This is a genomic window from Leifsonia sp. NPDC056824, assembly GCF_042789575.1.
Taxonomy (GTDB): domain Bacteria; phylum Actinomycetota; class Actinomycetes; order Actinomycetales; family Microbacteriaceae; genus Leifsonia.
This window is the reverse complement of the sequence record NZ_JBHUAV010000001.1, coordinates 1,074,907-1,090,154: the sequence shown is the minus strand read 5'-3', so window position 1 is coordinate 1,090,154 and position 15,248 is coordinate 1,074,907. Positions and strand designations below refer to the sequence as shown.

Here is a 15,248-nt window from a genome sequence, read left to right as displayed (position 1 = left end):
TCGGCCTATCCCAATCCGACGAGTCCGGTGTGGTTGATGAGCTGATCGAGGATGGAGTCGAGTGCGGTCATGACACGCGCCGAGCCCTGGTAGGCGTGCTGGTACGCGATCAGGTTCATGTTCTCCTCGTCGAGGCTCACCGACTCCTGCGAGGACTGCGCGCCTGTCGCGGCGGCCTGTGCGCTCTGATCGAGCGTGGACTGCTGCGTCGCGTTGCTGGTGGCGGTGCCGAGCGCGATGACGCCCGTCGACCACGCGACGTCGGGCGAGCCGGCGCCGGCGCCGAGCTGGCCGATCGCGTCCGCGATGGAGCCGTCGGCCGCGCCCGCACCTGCCGCCGCGACGGCCACACCGGAGGCGTCGGTCGGGAGCACGCTCAGGCCGAGCGCCGCGGGGCCGCTCGCCGACATCCCGAAGAACGCGGCGTTCGTGGCGCCGGTGGAGGTCGTCCCGGTGACGCTGACGGCGTTCACCTGCTGGGCGAGTGAGGTCGCGAGGGTGTTGAGCTTCGCCGCCGTCTCCGCGATCGCGCCGCCATTGCCGGATGCGGTCGCCGGCGCCAGGAGCGAGAGGTCGCCCGCGAGCTTTCCGCTGCTGAGCGAGACGGGGCCGACGCCGTCGGACCACTGCACTCCGGCCGCCGACCCTGCTGCGCCCTCCAGGGTGGTCGATCCGGTGACCGACAGGGACCGGGCGACGGTGCCCTGCACCAGGTTCGCGCCGCCGATGCTCACGGTCACGGTCTGGTCGGCGTTGTTCGTCATGGCCGCGCCGGAGAGCGAGGCGAGCTCGGTCAGGAGGGTGCTGCGCTGGGTGATGAGCGCGTTGACGTCGCCGCCCGACGCGGCCACCGAGCGGATCTGCCCGTTGAGCTGGGCGACCTTGGACGCGTCGGAGTTCACCTGCGCGGCCGTGGTGGCCAGATCCTTCTGGGTCTGCGACCACTGCGACTGCACCGAGCGGTAGGCGGTGGCGATCTGACGGACCAGGGAGCCCGCCTTGCCGAGCAGGGCGGCGACCGGGGCGGCCGCGCCCGGCTGGTTGGACACGTCCTGCCAGGAGGACCAGAACTTCGAGAGCGAGCCGGAGATGGCGTCGCTGTTCGGCTCGCCGAGCGTCGACTCCAGCGCGCTCAGGCCCGAGGCCGTGACGCCGCTGTAGCCGGCGGCGGCGCCGGCGGACCGGGCCTGGGCGTCCAGCAGGGACGAGCCGAGCTGGACGATGCCGGCCACGCGCACACCCTGGCCGGCGGTGGCGGCCTGGGCGAAGGGGCCGACCTGGGCGGGACCGCCGACGGCCTCCAGGTCGACCTGCTGGCGGACGTAGCCGGGGGTGGTCGCGTTGGCGATGTTGTCGCCGGTGACCTCGATGCCGGCCTGAGCGGCGGCGAGGCCCGAGAAGGCGGTGTTGAGGGAGCCGAGAAGGTTGCCGGACACGGTCGTCTCCTACAGGGTCGCGTCGACGAGGCGGGCGCGTGCAGAGGGCAGGTCCGTCGTCCCGTCGGAGGTGTAGACCGACGCGCCGTCCGAGACGGCGTCGAAGGTGTCCTGGGCGGCGCGGAGGGCGTTGCGCAGCAGGCGGTCGTTGCCGGCACGCACGGTGCGGATCTCCCGGGTCAGGGTGACGAGCGCCTCCAGGTGGGCCGCGAAGATGCCCTGCCAGGCTCCCTCCGGGGCGCCAGCCGCGAGCTCGCGGAGCCGGGTGTCAGCGGGGAGGCGCCACTCGATCGCCAGGGCGGACGCGGAGACGCTCATCGAGAGCGTCGCGGTCCTCAGCCGCTCGATCACGACCTCCGCCTCGCGGGTCGCATGCGGCACCCAGCGGGCCTTGCCGGAGGCGAGGAGCAACTGCTCGACCTCGAATTTGTAGAGCAGCAATTCCAGGAGCTCTCTCTGTCGCCAGAGCTCGTTCGACAGTTCGTTGGCGCCCACCGCGCTCCACGCTCCCATCAGCCATCCATAGCAAAGGGCACACACGTTGTCTGCCGTACCTTCCGCTATCGGCAGGAACGGGGCGCTTGTAAGCATTTCGGGGGACACGGAACGGATTTCGATCGGGTGCTTACATCCGTGGCCGGGCTGCCGATAGGTCCATTCGTCGGCCCACGGATGGACCGGCTCTGCACACTCTCACGGAGGATTCGAACATCATGGCAATGACCATCAACACCAACCTGAGCGCTCTCTCGGTCACGAACTCGCTCAACTCCAACCAGGCCGCTCTGCAGAGCAGCATGAACAAGCTGTCCACGGGCTCGCAGCTGAACACCGCTGCGGACAACCCGGCCGGCCTCGCGATCTCGCAGGGCCTGCAGGCGCAGATCGGCGGCCTGAACCAGGCCGGGCAGAACACCGCCAGCGGCATCAACCTGATCCAGACCGCCTCCGGCGCGCTGTCCCAGGTGTCCAACATCCTGCAGACGATCAACAGCCTCGCCGTCCAGGCCGCGAACGACACGAACAACGTCGCCTCGCGCACGGACATCCAGACGCAGGTCACCGCCCTGGCAGCCCAGCTCACCTCGATCGGCACGTCCACGAACTTCAACGGGGTCGCGCTGCTCGACGGCACGGCCACCGGCCCTGCTGCGCTGAACTTCCAGACCGGCGCCAACGCTGGGGACAAGGTCTCGCTCGACCTCGGCACGGCCAACGTGAAGACGATCGGCACCGCCGTCGCGGCGCTCAAGTTCGACAACGCGACCGACGCGCAGACCTCGATCACCGCGATCCAGGCCCAGATCCAGACCGTCTCGACCGCTCAGGCCACCCTCGGCGCGACCCAGAACGTGCTGACGGCGACCGCGCAGAACATCGCGGTCAACTCGCAGAACCTGACCGCCGCCAACTCGCAGATCGCGGACACCGACATGGCGTCCGAGATGGCGAAGTACAGCAAGGAGAACGTGCTCATGCAGGCCGGCACCGCGATGCTCTCGCAGGCCAACCAGCAGAGCCAGCTCATCCTCAAGCTGCTCCAGGGCTGACACCCTCAGGCGGGCGGCGACTGATTCGGGTTCAGTCGCCGCCCGCACCCTTTCAACCTGATCGCGGATCGGAGGAACTCGGATGAGCTCTGTCGGAACCATCTCCCTGCCCTCCCTCACCGTGGGCGGCAACGGCCAGGTCACGGTCTCCAACCTGGTCAACAACCTCGACCCCACGGCCATCGTGAACGCCCTGATGACCGCGGAGTCCATCCCGCAGACGCAGCTCCAGGCCAAGGTCAAGACGGAGCAGACCGCCCTCTCGGCGTTCCAGAACCTCAACGTGACGCTCCAGGCGCTCCAGACGAGCGCGACGGGAGCCGCGGCCACGAACGGCCTCAACCTCCTCACCGTCGCGAGCACGGATCCGTCCGTCACGGCGACCGCGACCACTGCGGCGTCGCCGACCTCCTTCTCGCTGCAGGTGAACCAGGTCGCGCAGGCGCAGGTGTCCGTCACCGGTGTCATGACGACCTGGCCGGACGCGGGCGGCGCCATCACGATCGTCGACTCGACCGGCACGGCGCACGGCATCACGGCCGCATCCTCGAGCATCTCGGACGTGGTCACCGCCATCAACGCCGCCGGAGCCGGCGTCACCGCCGCGCAGGTGGCCTCGGGCACCGACGCCTCGGGCAACCCGCAGTACCGGCTCCAGCTCACGTCGACGCAGACCGGCGCCGCTTCGGCGTTCCAGGTCTACGCCGGCACCAGCGCCGCCTACACGGCAGGCACCGCGACGAACCTCCTCACCCAGACCGGCGCCGCCACCGTCACCGCTGCGCAGGACGCGACGGTCACCCTGTGGCCGGGCACCGCGGCGGCGCAGACGGTCTCCTCGTCCACCGACACCTTCGCGAACCTCGTCCAGGGCGTCACGGTCACCGTCGCGAAGCCCACCGCCGCGCCGGTGACGCTCACCTCCACGATGGACAGCGCCAGCATCACCTCGACCGCCTCCTCCCTGGTCTCCGGCGTGAACACGCTGCTCTCGTACATCTCGCAGCAGTCCGCCGTCACGACGACCCAGAACACGGACGGCTCCAGCACGACGGCTGCCGGGACCTTCACGGGCAGCCTCCTCCTCCAGGGCGTCTACCGCGACCTGCAATCGGCGGTGTCCGCTCCGGTCGGGCCCGGCGGCACTGTCTCCCCCGCCACCTATGGCATCTCGATCCAGTCGAACGGGTCGATCAAGTTCGACAGTGCGGCATTCCAGGCCGCCCTCGCGAGCGACCCCGCAGGGACCATGGCCGCCGTGCAGACGATCGCCTCCCGCGTGCAGGCCGTCAGCGCCACGGCGTCCGACCCGGTGACCGGCACCGTGACCGCCTCGATCACGTCGCAGCAGACCCAGATCTCCAACGACCAGACGGGCGTGAGCAACTGGACGACGATGCTCGCGGCCAAGCGCAAGCTGCTGACCGCGCAGTACACGGCCCTCGTGACGACGCTCGGCCAGCTCCAGAACGAACAGAACTACTTGACCCAGCAGATCAACGCGATGAACCCGTCGTCGTCGAACTGACGCGGCCCCCCGAGAAAGCACGAGGATCGACATGCCGACAGCGGCACAGACCTACCGCGACAACGCCATCCTCTCCGCGTCGCCGTCGCGGCTGCTCACCATGCTGTACGACCGGCTGCTGCTCGACCTGAACTGCGCGAAGGACGCGCTCGACGCCGACGACATCGCGGTCGCCGACTACAGGCTCACCCACGCGGTCGACATCCTCACGGCGCTGGCCGGCTCGCTGCGCCTGGACGTCTGGAACGCGGCCGAGAGCCTGCTGGGCCTCTACATCTACGTCTCGAACGCCCTCATCCACTGCCGGGTGACCCGGGATGTCGCCCTCGTCATCGAGGCGATCGCGCTGCTGGAGCCGCTGCGCCAGGCCTGGCACCAGGCGGCGGACTCGCTCTCGTCGGGGACCTCGTGGGAGACCGACGGCGCGGACGAGAACAGCGAGGTCGTGGCGATTGCCTGAAACGGCCGACAACGCGTGGGCCGAGGCGCTCGACGAGTTGGAGGCGCGCGCGCAGGCGGCCGGCCCGGCGGGGCTCGACCCGTGGCTCCCCGGCGCATTCCTGCCCGCGCTGCCGGCGGCGCTCGCCGAGCGCGCCCAGGCGGTGCAGGCCGCGCAGCAGCGCGCGATCGACGGGCTGCATGACCAGCAGGAGCACATCCGCGCCGAGCTGGAGTCGCTCGGCAGCGTGCAGGCGCCGCGCTCGGAAGCAGAACCTCCGGTCTACCTCGATCTGATCGGCTAGGACGCTAACGCGGCTGCCGTTCCTGCCGATAGGCCACTATGAGCACGGATAGCTCACTGCGGGCCACGGATCGGCCTCCTCCCCTGGAATACCACCATTCATGAGGTGAGCCTTGCTCGAATCCGTGACGATGAACGCGATGTCCTCCGCGCTCGACGGCTATGCCGCGGCGCAGACCGCGATCTCGAACAACATCGCGAACATCAATACGCCCGGCTATCACGCCCAGGTCGTGGACTTCGCCTCGGCCCTCGAGAAGTCGGTCGCGGCGCACAGCGGGCTGCTGCCGGCCTCCTCCATCGCGCCGACGACGAGCATGGACCCGACCCGGCTGAACGGCAACAACGTCTCGCTGGAGCAGGAGACGCTCGCCGAGGTGAGCAACGGGCTGAAGTTCCAGGCGGCCTCGCAGGCGATGTCCCAGCAGTTCAGTGAGATCCGTGCCGCTGCGACGGTGAACTGACCATGAGCTACGACGCCATCGGCATCTCCGGCACGGGCATGACGCTCAACCAGACCTGGCTGGACTCGATCAGCGACAACCTCGCGAACGTCAACGACACCACCTCCCCGAACAACCCCGCCTTCCAGGAGCGGTTCGTCCAGGCGCAGGCCAACCCCGGCATGAACGGGGTCTCGATCGGCGGCATCGTCTACGGCTCGGCCGCGGGTCAGCTCGTCTACTCCCCCGGCGACCCGAACGCCAACGCGCAGGGCTACGTGAAGCAGACGACCATCGACATGGCCAGCCAGATGACCGACCTGATCGAGGCGCAGCGCGCGTACCAGGCGAACTCGAACGCGGTGACCGCCGCGAAGGACATGTACCAGTCGGCACTGCAGATCGGAGCCAAGTGATGAGCATCCCGGCCATCGGAGCGATCTCCCTCGGAAACGTCCAGCAGGCGGCTCCGGCCGTCACCGCCCCGTCCTCAGGAGCGGGCGCGGGCGGCTTCGGCGCCGCCCTCACCGGAGCGGTGAACAACCTCCAGCAGCTGCAGAGCACGTCCGACGCCGCCAACGTGAAGGCGGTCACCGGCAACCTCAACGACATCCAGGACGCGACCGTCGCCGCGGCCCGCGTGCAGACGACCGTGCAGCTCATGGCGACGCTGCGCAACCAGGCCGTCGACGCGTTCAACACCATCATGCGGATGGGGGGCTAGGTGCCGGCCCGGCTCCAGGCGGTCCTCAAGCGCATCGGCGCGACGATCGCCGGTTTCAGCTTCGCGCAGAAGACCGTCTCGGTCCTCGCGCTGCTCGTGCTCGTCCTGGGCGTGACCGGCCTGTCGCTCTGGCTGAGCCAGCCGCAGTACGTCCCGCTGTTCAGCGGGATCTCCGCCTCCGACGCCTCGGCGATCACCACGCAGCTCCGCACCGACAACGTTCCGTATCAGCTCACGGACGGCGGCAACACGATCCTCGTGCCGCAGGCGCAGGTCTACCAGGAGCGACTGAAGGCGGCAGCGGCCAACCTCCCGGCGAGCAGCAACCAGGGCTACTCCCTGCTCGACAACATGGGCGTCACGACGTCCGAGTTCCAGCAGGACGTCACCTACAAGCGTGCGATGGAAGGCGAGCTCGCCAGCACGATCGACGCGATGCAGGGGGTCAAGACCGCCTCGGTCAAGCTGGCCATCCCCCAGCCGACGGTGTTCACCGACCAGGCGCAGGACCCGACGGCCAGCGTCTTCGTCGACGAGAGCGCCGGCACCACGCTGACGCCGGCGCAGGTCCAGGCCATCGTCCACCTCGTCTCGTCGTCGACCGTGGGGATGAAGCCCACCGACGTGTCCGTCATCGACGCCGCGGGCAACGTGCTCTCGACCACCGGCGGAACCGCCGCGGGCTCGACCGGCGACCAGGCGAAGGCCTACGACAGCGCCGTGCAGTCCAGCGTGCAGTCGATGCTCGACAAGGTGCTCGGCTCGGGCAACTCCACGGTCGTCGTCAGCGCGCTGATGGACAACTCGACGTCCACCAAGACGACCGACAGCTACAGCATCCCGACCGGGGCGCCGCAGACCAGCTCGTCGTCGCAGAAGGAGACCTACACCGGCACCGGCGCCGCGGCGCAGTCGGGTGTGCTCGGCACCAGCTCCACCACGAACGGCGTCGCCAACACCGCCGCGAACAGCGGAGGCAACGGCAGCTACAGCTCCGACAACACGACGAGCGACAATGCGCTGAACAAGACGAGCGTCACCCAGCAGATCCCGGCCGGCGGCGTCCAGCGGCAGACGGTCTCCGTCGCCGTCGACAGCGCGGCGGCGAACAAGGCCGGGGTGAGCCCGGGCCAGCTCCAGACGATGGTGGCCAACGCCTCCGGCATCGACACCACGCGCGGCGACGCGGTGGGCGTGCAGTTGGTGAACTTCTCGCAGACGAACGCGCAGGCCGCGAAGCAGGCGCTGGCACAGGCCGCGGCACAGACCCAGCAGGCACAGCTCGACTCCTGGGTCCGCACCGGCCTGATCGCCGCGGGCATCGTGGTCGCGATGATCATCGCGCTCATCGTCTTCCGTCGCCGACGCCGCAACGCGGAGGTCGACGGCGACGACCGGTACGACGAGCTGGCCGCCCCGACCCTCGCCTTCACGCAGGTCACCGCTCCGACGGCCCCGCTGAAGACCCCCCCGCCGACCCCGGTCTCGATCGAGTCGGAGCAGCGCAGGGCCGAGATCGAGCAGCTCGCCGTGGACGACCCGCGCCGCGCGGCGGACTTCCTCCTCAGCCTGATGGGTGAGAAGGAGACGACACCGTGACCGACGCGAAGGTCGCGCCCCTGACGGGCGCGCAGAAGGCCGCCCTGATCCTGATGAACCTGGATCAGGCGGCCGCTGCGCGCGTCATGCAGCAGTTCAGCGAGGCGGAGTCCGAGGAGATCGCGGCCGAGATCGTCGCGCTCAAGCGCGTCGACCGGCAGCAGGCCGAGGCGGCGCTCGTGGAGTTCCACGAGCTCGCGCTCCAGCCGGCGGCGCGCGTCAGCGGCGGACGGAGCGCGGCGATCGGACTGCTGGAGGCGTCGTTCGGCTCCGAGCGGGCCGCCGGCGTGATGTCCCGCGTGGCGTCCTCGCTCGCCGGGCGCGCCTTCGAGTTCCTGGACACTGCCGACCCCACGCAGGTCGCCCTCCTACTCGACGGCGAGCTGTCGCAGACGATGGCCACCGTGCTGGCGCACCTGCGTGCCGACCAGGCATCGCGGGTCCTCGCGGCGCTCAAGCCCGAGATCCGCACCGACGTCGCGCACTGCATCGCGACGATGGGCAGCGTGAGCCCCGAGGTGGCCCGCACCGTCGCCGACACGCTGCGCAGCCGCGCGGGATCGGTCGTCAAGACCAAGGACCAGCAGGACGCCGTCGGCGGAGTGCAGCCTCTCGTCGACATCATCAACCGCTCCAGCGTCGCCAACGAGCGCGCGCTGCTCGACGAGCTGGACCAGCGCGATCCCGAGCTCGCCGCCGAGGTGCGTTCGCGGATGCTGACCTTCGCCGACATCGTGAAGCTGGAGCCGCGCGACGTGCAGCAGGTGCTCCGCGGAATCGACGTCTCGATGCTGGCCATCGCGATGAAGGGCTCCCCGGAGGCGACCAGGGACGTCATCCGCGCCAACCTCTCCGAGCGAAACCTCGAGGTGCTCGACGAGGAGTCGTCGGTGCTCGGCTCGATCCGGCTCTCCCGCGTCGAGGAGGCCAGGGCCGAGATCGTCCGCGCGATCCGCGACCTCGAAGCGGAGGGCACGATCACGGTGCACCGCTCGGACGAGGACGAGTATGTCGAATAGCGCGTTCGCTCCCGTGCGGTACCCCGAGGTCGGGCCGTCCGGCACGGCCGTCGCCATCGACGCCGAGGGCGGCGCCTCCAGCGCGCGGGCTCGCGGGTTCGCCGCCGGCTACAGCGAGGGACTGCGCCGCGCGGAGGCCGAGCATCAGGCGGCCGAGCGCGCCCGGCTCCAGCACTGGCAGGCGGCGGAGGCGGAGTCCGCCGCAGCGACCCGGCGCGCCCTGGCGGCGCTCGCCGCGGCCGCGGAGGGGGTGCGCGCGCTTGCCGTCCCGGTCGTCGCCACCGCCGACGACGCCCTGGTGGAGGCGGCGCTCGCGCTCGCCGAGGCCGTGCTCCAGCGCGAGGTGGCCGACGGGCACGTCGACGCGGCCGACACGCTGCGCCGCGTCATCGCCGCCACTCCGGCCGGAGAGCTGGTCTCGGTGCGGATGCACCCGGACGACGCCCGCGCGGTCGCGCAGGAGACCGGCGCTTTCCCGGAGATCGTCCCCGACCCGTCCATCGCCCCGAGCGATGCTGTCGCCGTCCTGCGCGACGGCTGGCTGGACGCCCGGATCGACGCGGGGCTCGCGCGTGCGCGCACCGTCCTGACCGGAGACCCCGCATGAGCGGCTACGCGCCGGGAGGCGCCCGGTTGGCGGTCGCCGTCCGGTCGGCGGCGCCGGAGCGGATCGGCCGTGTGGCCTCCGTCGTCGGCCTGGGCATCGAGGTGGCCGGCCTGGAGGGCGCGGTCGGCGACCTCGTCGCGATCGGCGAGCCCGGTGTGGACACCGCCGCTCAGGTCGTCGCCGTTCGGCCGGGGCTGCTCACCTGCATGGTGCTGTCCGGTTCGGCCGCGCATCCCATCGGCACACCCGTGCACTCCGCTCCGGCGGCTCCCGCCGTCCCTGTGGGCGACGCGCTGCTCGGCCGGGTCATCGACGGTCTCGGCCGTCCCATCGACGGCAAGGGCCCGCTCCCGCCGACCCAGCACGTCGGCCTGGCCAAGACCGCGCCCGGCCCGCTGGAGCGCGCCAGGATCACCTCGCCCCTACAGCTCGGGGTGCGCGCGCTCGACACCCTGGTGTCCACCGGCCGCGGGCAGCGGTTGGGTCTCTTCGCCGGCTCCGGCGTGGGCAAGTCGTCGCTGCTGTCGATGATCGCCCGCGGGACGGACGCCGAGGTGTCCGTGATCGCGCTGATCGGCGAGCGCGGCCGCGAGGTGCGGGAGTTCATCGAGGACGACCTCGGCGCCGAGGGGCTGGCCCGCTCGATCGTCGTCGTCTCCACCTCCGACGAGCCCGCGCTGATGCGGCTGCGGGCCTCCCTCGTCGCCACCCGGATCGCGGAGTGGCATCGCGACCGCGGCCAGCACGTCGTCCTGATGATGGACTCGCTGACCCGCGTGGCGATGGCCCAGCGGGAGATCGGGCTGTCGGCGGGCGAGCCTCCGGCGACCCGCGGCTACCCGCCGTCGACGTTCTCCACCCTGGCGTCGCTCCTGGAGCGCGCCGGTGCCGCGGCCACGGGATCGATCACCGGGCTCTACACCGTCCTGGTCGACGGCGACGACCACAACGAGCCCATCGCGGACGCGGCGCGCTCGATCCTCGACGGGCACGTCGTCCTGGACCGCGCCCTCGCGATCACCGGACACTTCCCCTCGATCGACGTGCTGGGGTCCATCTCCCGGCTCGCCTCCAAGATCACCCCGAAGGACCGGCTGGCCGACGCCACAGCGCTCCGTTCAGTGCTGTCTGCTCGCCGGAGCGCTCAGGACCTGCTGGACGTCGGGGCGTACAAGCCCGGGGCCAACGCCCGGGTCGACGCCGCGGTGCGGTTCGAGGAGGCCATCGACGGCTTCCTCCAGCAGGGCATGGATCAGCGGTCCACCGCGGACGGGGCGTGGGATTCGCTCCGCGAGCTGACCCGAGCGTTCGGAGCAGCGGCATGAAGCGTTTCGGATTGGCCGGCCTCCTGCGCGTGCGCGACCTGGAGGAGCAGCGGGCGGCGGCGGAGCTCGCCGACGCGAACCGGGCGGTGGACGCGGTCCGCGCCCGGGGTGCCAGGACGCGCGCGTCGCTGGCCGGGGTCCGCTCCGACGCCGTCGACTCGGCCACCCTCTCGTCCGTGGTCGCCGCCCGGACGAGTGCGCAGGTGCTGCTCGGCGAGCTGTCCGCGCTGCACGAGCTCGCCGCCCGGGAGGCCGGGGAGGCCCGGTCGGCGCACGGCGCAGCGCGTGCGTCCGCCGTCTCGCTCGAGAAGCTCCGCCGGCGGCACACGGAGGCCGAGGTCGCCCGCGAGCTGCGCGAGGAGCAGTCCGCGCTCGACGAGGTGGCCATCCAGGGCTGGCGCGAGAGCAGGAGGGACGCGGTATGAGCATCACGGAGGCCGTGGGCCGCATCCAGCAGATCGAGTCGCAGATGGTCCAGCTCGCCGGTGGGCAGCCGACGCCCGAGGCGCAGGCTGCGCAGACCACCAGTTCGTCTGCCTTCGCGACGAGCCTGGCCGCGGCGACCGGGACGACCGGCGCGCAGGTCACCCCGGCGGCCGGCCAGCAGGCGAACAACGGGACCACCGGCGCGGACATCGTGGCGGACGCCCGCAAGTACATCGGCGTCCCGTACGTCTTCGGCGGCACGACGAGCGCCGGCCTGGACTGCTCCGGCCTCGTGCAGCGCGTCTACGGCGACATGGGGATCTCGCTGCCGCGGTTGGTCTCCGGCCAGGGGACGATCGGCCAGAGCGTGCCGTCGCTGGCGGACGCGCAGCCGGGCGACCTCATCGTCTGCAACGGCGGAGAGCACATCGTCATCTACGCCGGGAACGGCAAGATCATCCAGGCGCCCAAGCCGGGCGGCCAGGTCGAAGAGATGGACAACTGGATCTCCCCGTCGAACGTGGTGACGATCCGCCGGATCGTGCCGAACGCGACCGGGGCGACACCGACGGCCTCCGGCACGACGTCGGCCTCCGCACTGGCGGCGTTGCTCGGCACGGGAGGCACGTCGTCGCTGGCGGGGCTGCTGGGCTCGGGAGGCACGTCGTCGCTTGCGGCGCTGCTCGGGTCGAGCGGAGGGGCGTCGTTGGCCGGACTGCTCGGGTCGAGCGGCGGGTCGTCGCTTTCCGGCCTCCTGGGGTCCGGAGGTGGCAGCGCACTGACGGCACTGCTCGGTCAGAGCTCGGGGATGAACTCGTGAGCGCCGTCGTCACGGGGTTCGGGAGCGCGGGGGCCGCGGCCCTGCTCGCGCCCGCGTCGCCGTCCGATGCCTCCTCATCCAGTGGTGGTGGAACGGCGTTCGGCACCGCCCTCCTCTCCGCGCTTGCGGGCGACACCGCAGCGCCGACGACTCCGGCGGCTCCCGTCGACCCGGCGCCGTCCGCCGACGCCGCCGCGACCACGCCGACGACACCGCAGACCGCGCCGCCCGCGCCGACACCTGCCGTGTTCCTCGGCCTGGCGACACCCGCCCCGGCGCCGCTCGCCGACGCCGCGACGACGACCGCCCCGTCGGCTCCGGACGAGGGACCCCACGGCAAGAGCGGGTCCACGCGGACGGCCGACGCGGACCCGCACCATGACGCACCCTCCCCCGCGGTGGCCGACGTGTTCGCTGCGGGTCAGCTCGCGGTCCAGCAGGCGCTCGCCGCCGCGCCGATTCCTCCCGCTGCGCCGACGCCCGCGCCTCCGGTGCAGACGTCCGCGTCGTCCGCTGCTGTCGAAGCGCCGATCGCGGCCACGGCAGCGCCCACGGCAGCGCCAACGGCTGCGGCCTTGGCGGCCGCTCCCGCCCCGGCTCGGGAGGCGAGCGCCCAGTCGATCGCCACAGCCGCTCCGGCCACCGCCGCGCAGACTTCCGCGCCTGCTCCGGTGATCGCGCCCGCTCGGCCGGCCGCCAAGACGCCGTCCGCGCCGTCGACGCCGAACGCAGGCGACGCGCTGCCGACGACTCCCGCAGCGGCGACTCCCGTGCCGGCACCTGCTCCCGCGCCGACCTTCGCGACCGCGCTCGCCGCGGCCGCCCCCGCCGCCTCCACCCCCTCGACGCCGGCGCCGCCGCTGCAGCAGCAACTGGCCCAGCCGGTGATGACCCTCGCTCGGCAGCCCGACGGCGACCACGTCGTGATCGTGCGCGTGGCTCCCGACGACCTCGGTCCCGTCACGGTGCACGCGCGGGTCAGCGACACCGGCGTCCGCATCGAGCTGTTCGCGCCCAGCGACGCCGGACGTGACGCCATCCGGCAGATCCTCACGGACCTGCGGCGCGACCTCAACGCGACGACCGCGAACGCCTCGGTCTCCGTCTCCGACCAGAACGCGCCGGGGACCGAGAGCGGCGGTGGCGGCCGCTCCGCGTGGACGTCCCCGGACCAGGGCAGCGCGACAGGGCGCGGGTCGACCGCGCCCGCCGACACTCCGGACGAGCAGTCCCCCGTCCGAAGCGCCGATCCCGCCGACCCGGCACAGCCCGTCGCCCCTTCCGTCGCCCTCCCCGGCGCCCGAACCCTCGACATCGTCGTCTGACCACGAAGGAGAACACATGGTCACCCCCATCTCGACCGACCCCACCTCGACCGCCTCGACGACCTCGCTCTGGTCGACGCAGCCCACCCGGGCGCCGCACCAGTCGCTGACCGCCGACGACTTCATGAACCTGCTCGTCACGCAGCTCAAGAACCAGGACCCGAGCTCGCCGATGGACTCGGCCGCGATGGTCCAGCAGACCACGCAGCTCGGGATGATGCAGCAGATGACGGCGCTGGGCTCCAGCAGCAACACCGCCCTCAACCTGCAGATGCAGACCGCGGCCGCCGACCTCATCGGCAAGACCGTGAGCTACAACGACCTCGCGGGCGCGCACCAGTCGGGCGTCGTCACCGGCGTCTCGTTCTCGGGGGCGACCCCGACCGTGTCCGTCAACGGCGGCACCTTCCCCCTCTCCGGCATCCTCGGCGTCCAGCAGACTCCGGCCTCCTAGTCCCCACCACCGAAAGGCACACTCCCATGCTCCGTTCTCTCGACTCCGGCGTCTCGGGCCTCCAGGCGCAGCAGACCATGCTCGACGTGGTCGGCAACAACATCGCCAACGTCAACACCACCGGCTACAAGTCCTCCTCCGTCGAGTTCGAGGACACCCTCTCCCAGATGATCGGCACGGCCTCGGCGCCGACGGGCAACCACGGCGGCACGTCGCCCGCCCAGGTCGGCCTCGGCGTCCGGGTCGCGGCGACCGCGACCAACTTCACCGAGGGCGCGGCGCAGACCACCGGCGTCGGCACCAACCTGATGATCAACGGCGACGGCTTCTTCATCGTCAACAACGGCGGCCAGACCCAGTACACGCGCTCCGGCGCGTTCACCACGGACGCCTCCGGCAACCTGGTCAGCCCGGACGGCGCGATCGTGCAGGGCTGGCCGGCCGCCAACGGCGTCGTCAACTCGTCCGCCCCGGTGTCCAACCTCACGCTGTCGACGAGCGGGCTGTCCGCGGCGCGCGCGACCTCCAACGCCACGATGTCCGGCAACCTGGCCGACGACGCGGCCGCGGGGTCCACGCTCAACAGCCAGGTGACCGTCTACGACGCGACCGGGGCGCAGCGTAACCTGAGCACGACGTTCACCCGCACCGGCGCCGGCTGGAATGTCACCGCGACCGACGCCACGGGCGCCACCGCCTCCGGCTCGATCACGTTCACGAACGGCGCGATGACCAGCGGGCAGACCCTCACGGTGAATGGCGTCACGATCGACATGTCCAAGGTCACCGGCTTCGCGGGCTCCGGAGGCGTCAACTTCGCCTCGCAGGACGGGACGGCCGCCGGCTCCCTGCAGTCGTTCTCGCTCGAGGGCGACGGGACGATCATGGGGTCGTTCTCCAACGGCCAGAAGCAGGCCATCGGCCGCGTCGCCCTGGCCAACTTCACCAACCCGGGCGGCCTGCAGAAGGCGGGCAACTCCAACTTCATCGCCACCCCGAACTCCGGGCTCCCCCAGGTGGGCGTGGCGGGGAGCGGCAGCCTCGGCACGCTGACGAGCGGCGCGATCGAGGGCTCCAACGTCGACCTGGCGCGCGAGTTCACCAACCTCATCGTGGCGCAGCGCGCGTTCCAGGCCTCCGCCCGCGTGATCACCACGTCCGACGACGTGCTGCAGGAGCTCCTGCAGCTGAAGACGCAGTGACCCTGAGCGAGTAGCGTCGCCGGGCTTACGGAACCGTCCGACCTGCCG

Annotated in this window: 18 protein-coding genes; 16 read left to right on the top strand and 2 right to left on the bottom strand. The window is 71.4% G+C overall.

The window, feature by feature from the left end; translation table 11 throughout:
- Positions 1-5: 5 nt before the first annotated feature.
- Complete coding sequence (flgK, locus tag ACFRFH_RS05440; protein ID WP_382461984.1) at positions 6-1,436, bottom strand: flagellar hook-associated protein FlgK; 1,431 nt, start codon at positions 1,434-1,436, stop codon at positions 6-8.
- A gap of 9 nt (positions 1,437-1,445) precedes the next feature.
- Positions 1,446-1,949, bottom strand: a complete 504-nt coding sequence (gene flgN, locus ACFRFH_RS05435; protein ID WP_382461983.1) for a flagellar export chaperone FlgN — start codon at positions 1,947-1,949, stop codon at positions 1,446-1,448.
- A 200-nt stretch (positions 1,950-2,149) separates the two neighbouring features.
- Between flgN and ACFRFH_RS05430 the strand changes: the two genes are divergently transcribed.
- From ACFRFH_RS05430 to ACFRFH_RS05355, 16 genes are all read left to right on the top strand, one after another.
- Complete coding sequence (locus ACFRFH_RS05430) at positions 2,150-2,986, top strand: flagellin (RefSeq protein ID WP_382461982.1); 837 nt, start codon at positions 2,150-2,152, stop codon at positions 2,984-2,986.
- An 82-nt stretch (positions 2,987-3,068) separates the two neighbouring features.
- Positions 3,069-4,514, top strand: coding sequence for a flagellar filament capping protein FliD (fliD, locus tag ACFRFH_RS05425; RefSeq protein ID WP_382461981.1), 1,446 nt, complete (start codon positions 3,069-3,071; stop codon positions 4,512-4,514).
- Between the two features lie 31 nt (positions 4,515-4,545).
- Complete coding sequence (fliS, locus tag ACFRFH_RS05420; RefSeq protein WP_382461980.1) at positions 4,546-4,974, top strand: flagellar export chaperone FliS; 429 nt, start codon at positions 4,546-4,548, stop codon at positions 4,972-4,974.
- A complete protein-coding gene (locus ACFRFH_RS05415) occupies positions 4,967-5,257 on the top strand; it encodes a hypothetical protein (RefSeq protein WP_382461979.1) in 291 nt (96 codons plus the stop codon). Before fliS ends, ACFRFH_RS05415 begins: the two co-directional genes overlap by 8 nt.
- 112 nt (positions 5,258-5,369) lie before the next feature.
- Positions 5,370-5,720: a flagellar basal body rod protein FlgB gene (locus ACFRFH_RS05410; RefSeq protein ID WP_382461978.1), complete on the top strand. Its 351-nt coding sequence runs from the start codon at positions 5,370-5,372 to the stop codon at positions 5,718-5,720.
- Positions 5,721-5,722: 2 nt separating this feature from the next.
- Positions 5,723-6,115, top strand: coding sequence for a flagellar basal body rod protein FlgC (locus ACFRFH_RS05405; RefSeq protein WP_382461977.1), 393 nt, complete (start codon positions 5,723-5,725; stop codon positions 6,113-6,115).
- The gene (locus ACFRFH_RS05400) at positions 6,115-6,423 is read left to right on the top strand and encodes a flagellar hook-basal body complex protein FliE (protein WP_382461976.1); all 309 of its coding nucleotides are present in this window, start codon (positions 6,115-6,117) and stop codon (positions 6,421-6,423) included. The genes ACFRFH_RS05405 and ACFRFH_RS05400 overlap by 1 nt, the downstream gene beginning before the upstream one ends.
- A complete protein-coding gene (gene fliF, locus ACFRFH_RS05395; protein ID WP_382461975.1) occupies positions 6,424-8,022 on the top strand; it encodes a flagellar basal-body MS-ring/collar protein FliF in 1,599 nt (532 codons plus the stop codon).
- Positions 8,019-9,041 carry a flagellar motor switch protein FliG gene (gene fliG / locus ACFRFH_RS05390; RefSeq protein ID WP_382461974.1) on the top strand — a complete coding sequence of 341 codons (1,023 nt, stop codon included), beginning with the start codon at positions 8,019-8,021 and terminating at the stop codon, positions 9,039-9,041. Before fliF ends, fliG begins: the two co-directional genes overlap by 4 nt.
- The gene (locus tag ACFRFH_RS05385; RefSeq protein ID WP_382461973.1) at positions 9,031-9,648 is read left to right on the top strand and encodes a FliH/SctL family protein; all 618 of its coding nucleotides are present in this window, start codon (positions 9,031-9,033) and stop codon (positions 9,646-9,648) included. The genes fliG and ACFRFH_RS05385 overlap by 11 nt, the downstream gene beginning before the upstream one ends.
- A complete protein-coding gene (locus ACFRFH_RS05380; protein WP_382461972.1) occupies positions 9,645-10,973 on the top strand; it encodes a FliI/YscN family ATPase in 1,329 nt (442 codons plus the stop codon). Before ACFRFH_RS05385 ends, ACFRFH_RS05380 begins: the two co-directional genes overlap by 4 nt.
- Positions 10,970-11,398 (top strand): flagellar export protein FliJ, encoded by a 429-nt coding sequence (locus ACFRFH_RS05375; RefSeq protein ID WP_382461971.1) that lies wholly within the window; start codon positions 10,970-10,972, stop codon positions 11,396-11,398. The genes ACFRFH_RS05380 and ACFRFH_RS05375 overlap by 4 nt, the downstream gene beginning before the upstream one ends.
- Complete coding sequence (locus tag ACFRFH_RS05370) at positions 11,395-12,219, top strand: C40 family peptidase (protein WP_382461970.1); 825 nt, start codon at positions 11,395-11,397, stop codon at positions 12,217-12,219. Before ACFRFH_RS05375 ends, ACFRFH_RS05370 begins: the two co-directional genes overlap by 4 nt.
- Positions 12,216-13,544, top strand: a complete 1,329-nt coding sequence (locus ACFRFH_RS05365) for a flagellar hook-length control protein FliK (RefSeq protein ID WP_382461969.1) — start codon at positions 12,216-12,218, stop codon at positions 13,542-13,544. Before ACFRFH_RS05370 ends, ACFRFH_RS05365 begins: the two co-directional genes overlap by 4 nt.
- A 16-nt stretch (positions 13,545-13,560) precedes the next feature.
- Positions 13,561-13,998, top strand: coding sequence for a flagellar hook assembly protein FlgD (locus ACFRFH_RS05360; protein WP_382461968.1), 438 nt, complete (start codon positions 13,561-13,563; stop codon positions 13,996-13,998).
- A gap of 26 nt (positions 13,999-14,024) precedes the next feature.
- On the top strand, positions 14,025-15,200 hold the full coding sequence (locus ACFRFH_RS05355) for a flagellar hook protein FlgE (protein WP_382461967.1): 1,176 nt from the start codon (positions 14,025-14,027) through the stop codon (positions 15,198-15,200).
- Positions 15,201-15,248 lie beyond the last annotated feature (48 nt).

Excerpts from the sequence above, each read along its gene's own strand:
- ACFRFH_RS05355 (WP_382461967.1), top strand. The coding sequence starts at position 14,025 with ATGCTCCGTTCTCTCGACTCCGGCGTCTCGGGCCTCCAGGCGCAGCAG.
- ACFRFH_RS05360 (WP_382461968.1), top strand. The coding sequence starts at position 13,561 with ATGGTCACCCCCATCTCGACCGACCCCACCTCGACCGCCTCGACGACC.
- fliS (WP_382461980.1), top strand. The coding sequence starts at position 4,546 with ATGCCGACAGCGGCACAGACCTACCGCGACAACGCCATCCTCTCCGCG.
- ACFRFH_RS05385 (WP_382461973.1), top strand. The coding sequence starts at position 9,031 with ATGTCGAATAGCGCGTTCGCTCCCGTGCGGTACCCCGAGGTCGGGCCG.
- ACFRFH_RS05380 (WP_382461972.1), top strand. The coding sequence starts at position 9,645 with ATGAGCGGCTACGCGCCGGGAGGCGCCCGGTTGGCGGTCGCCGTCCGG.
- ACFRFH_RS05375 (WP_382461971.1), top strand. The coding sequence starts at position 10,970 with ATGAAGCGTTTCGGATTGGCCGGCCTCCTGCGCGTGCGCGACCTGGAG.
- flgN (WP_382461983.1), bottom strand. The coding sequence starts at position 1,949 with ATGGGAGCGTGGAGCGCGGTGGGCGCCAACGAACTGTCGAACGAGCTC.
- ACFRFH_RS05430 (WP_382461982.1), top strand. The coding sequence starts at position 2,150 with ATGGCAATGACCATCAACACCAACCTGAGCGCTCTCTCGGTCACGAAC.
- ACFRFH_RS05405 (WP_382461977.1), top strand. The coding sequence starts at position 5,723 with ATGAGCTACGACGCCATCGGCATCTCCGGCACGGGCATGACGCTCAAC.
- fliD (WP_382461981.1), top strand. The coding sequence starts at position 3,069 with ATGAGCTCTGTCGGAACCATCTCCCTGCCCTCCCTCACCGTGGGCGGC.
- ACFRFH_RS05370 (WP_382461970.1), top strand. The coding sequence starts at position 11,395 with ATGAGCATCACGGAGGCCGTGGGCCGCATCCAGCAGATCGAGTCGCAG.
- ACFRFH_RS05400 (WP_382461976.1), top strand. The coding sequence starts at position 6,115 with ATGAGCATCCCGGCCATCGGAGCGATCTCCCTCGGAAACGTCCAGCAG.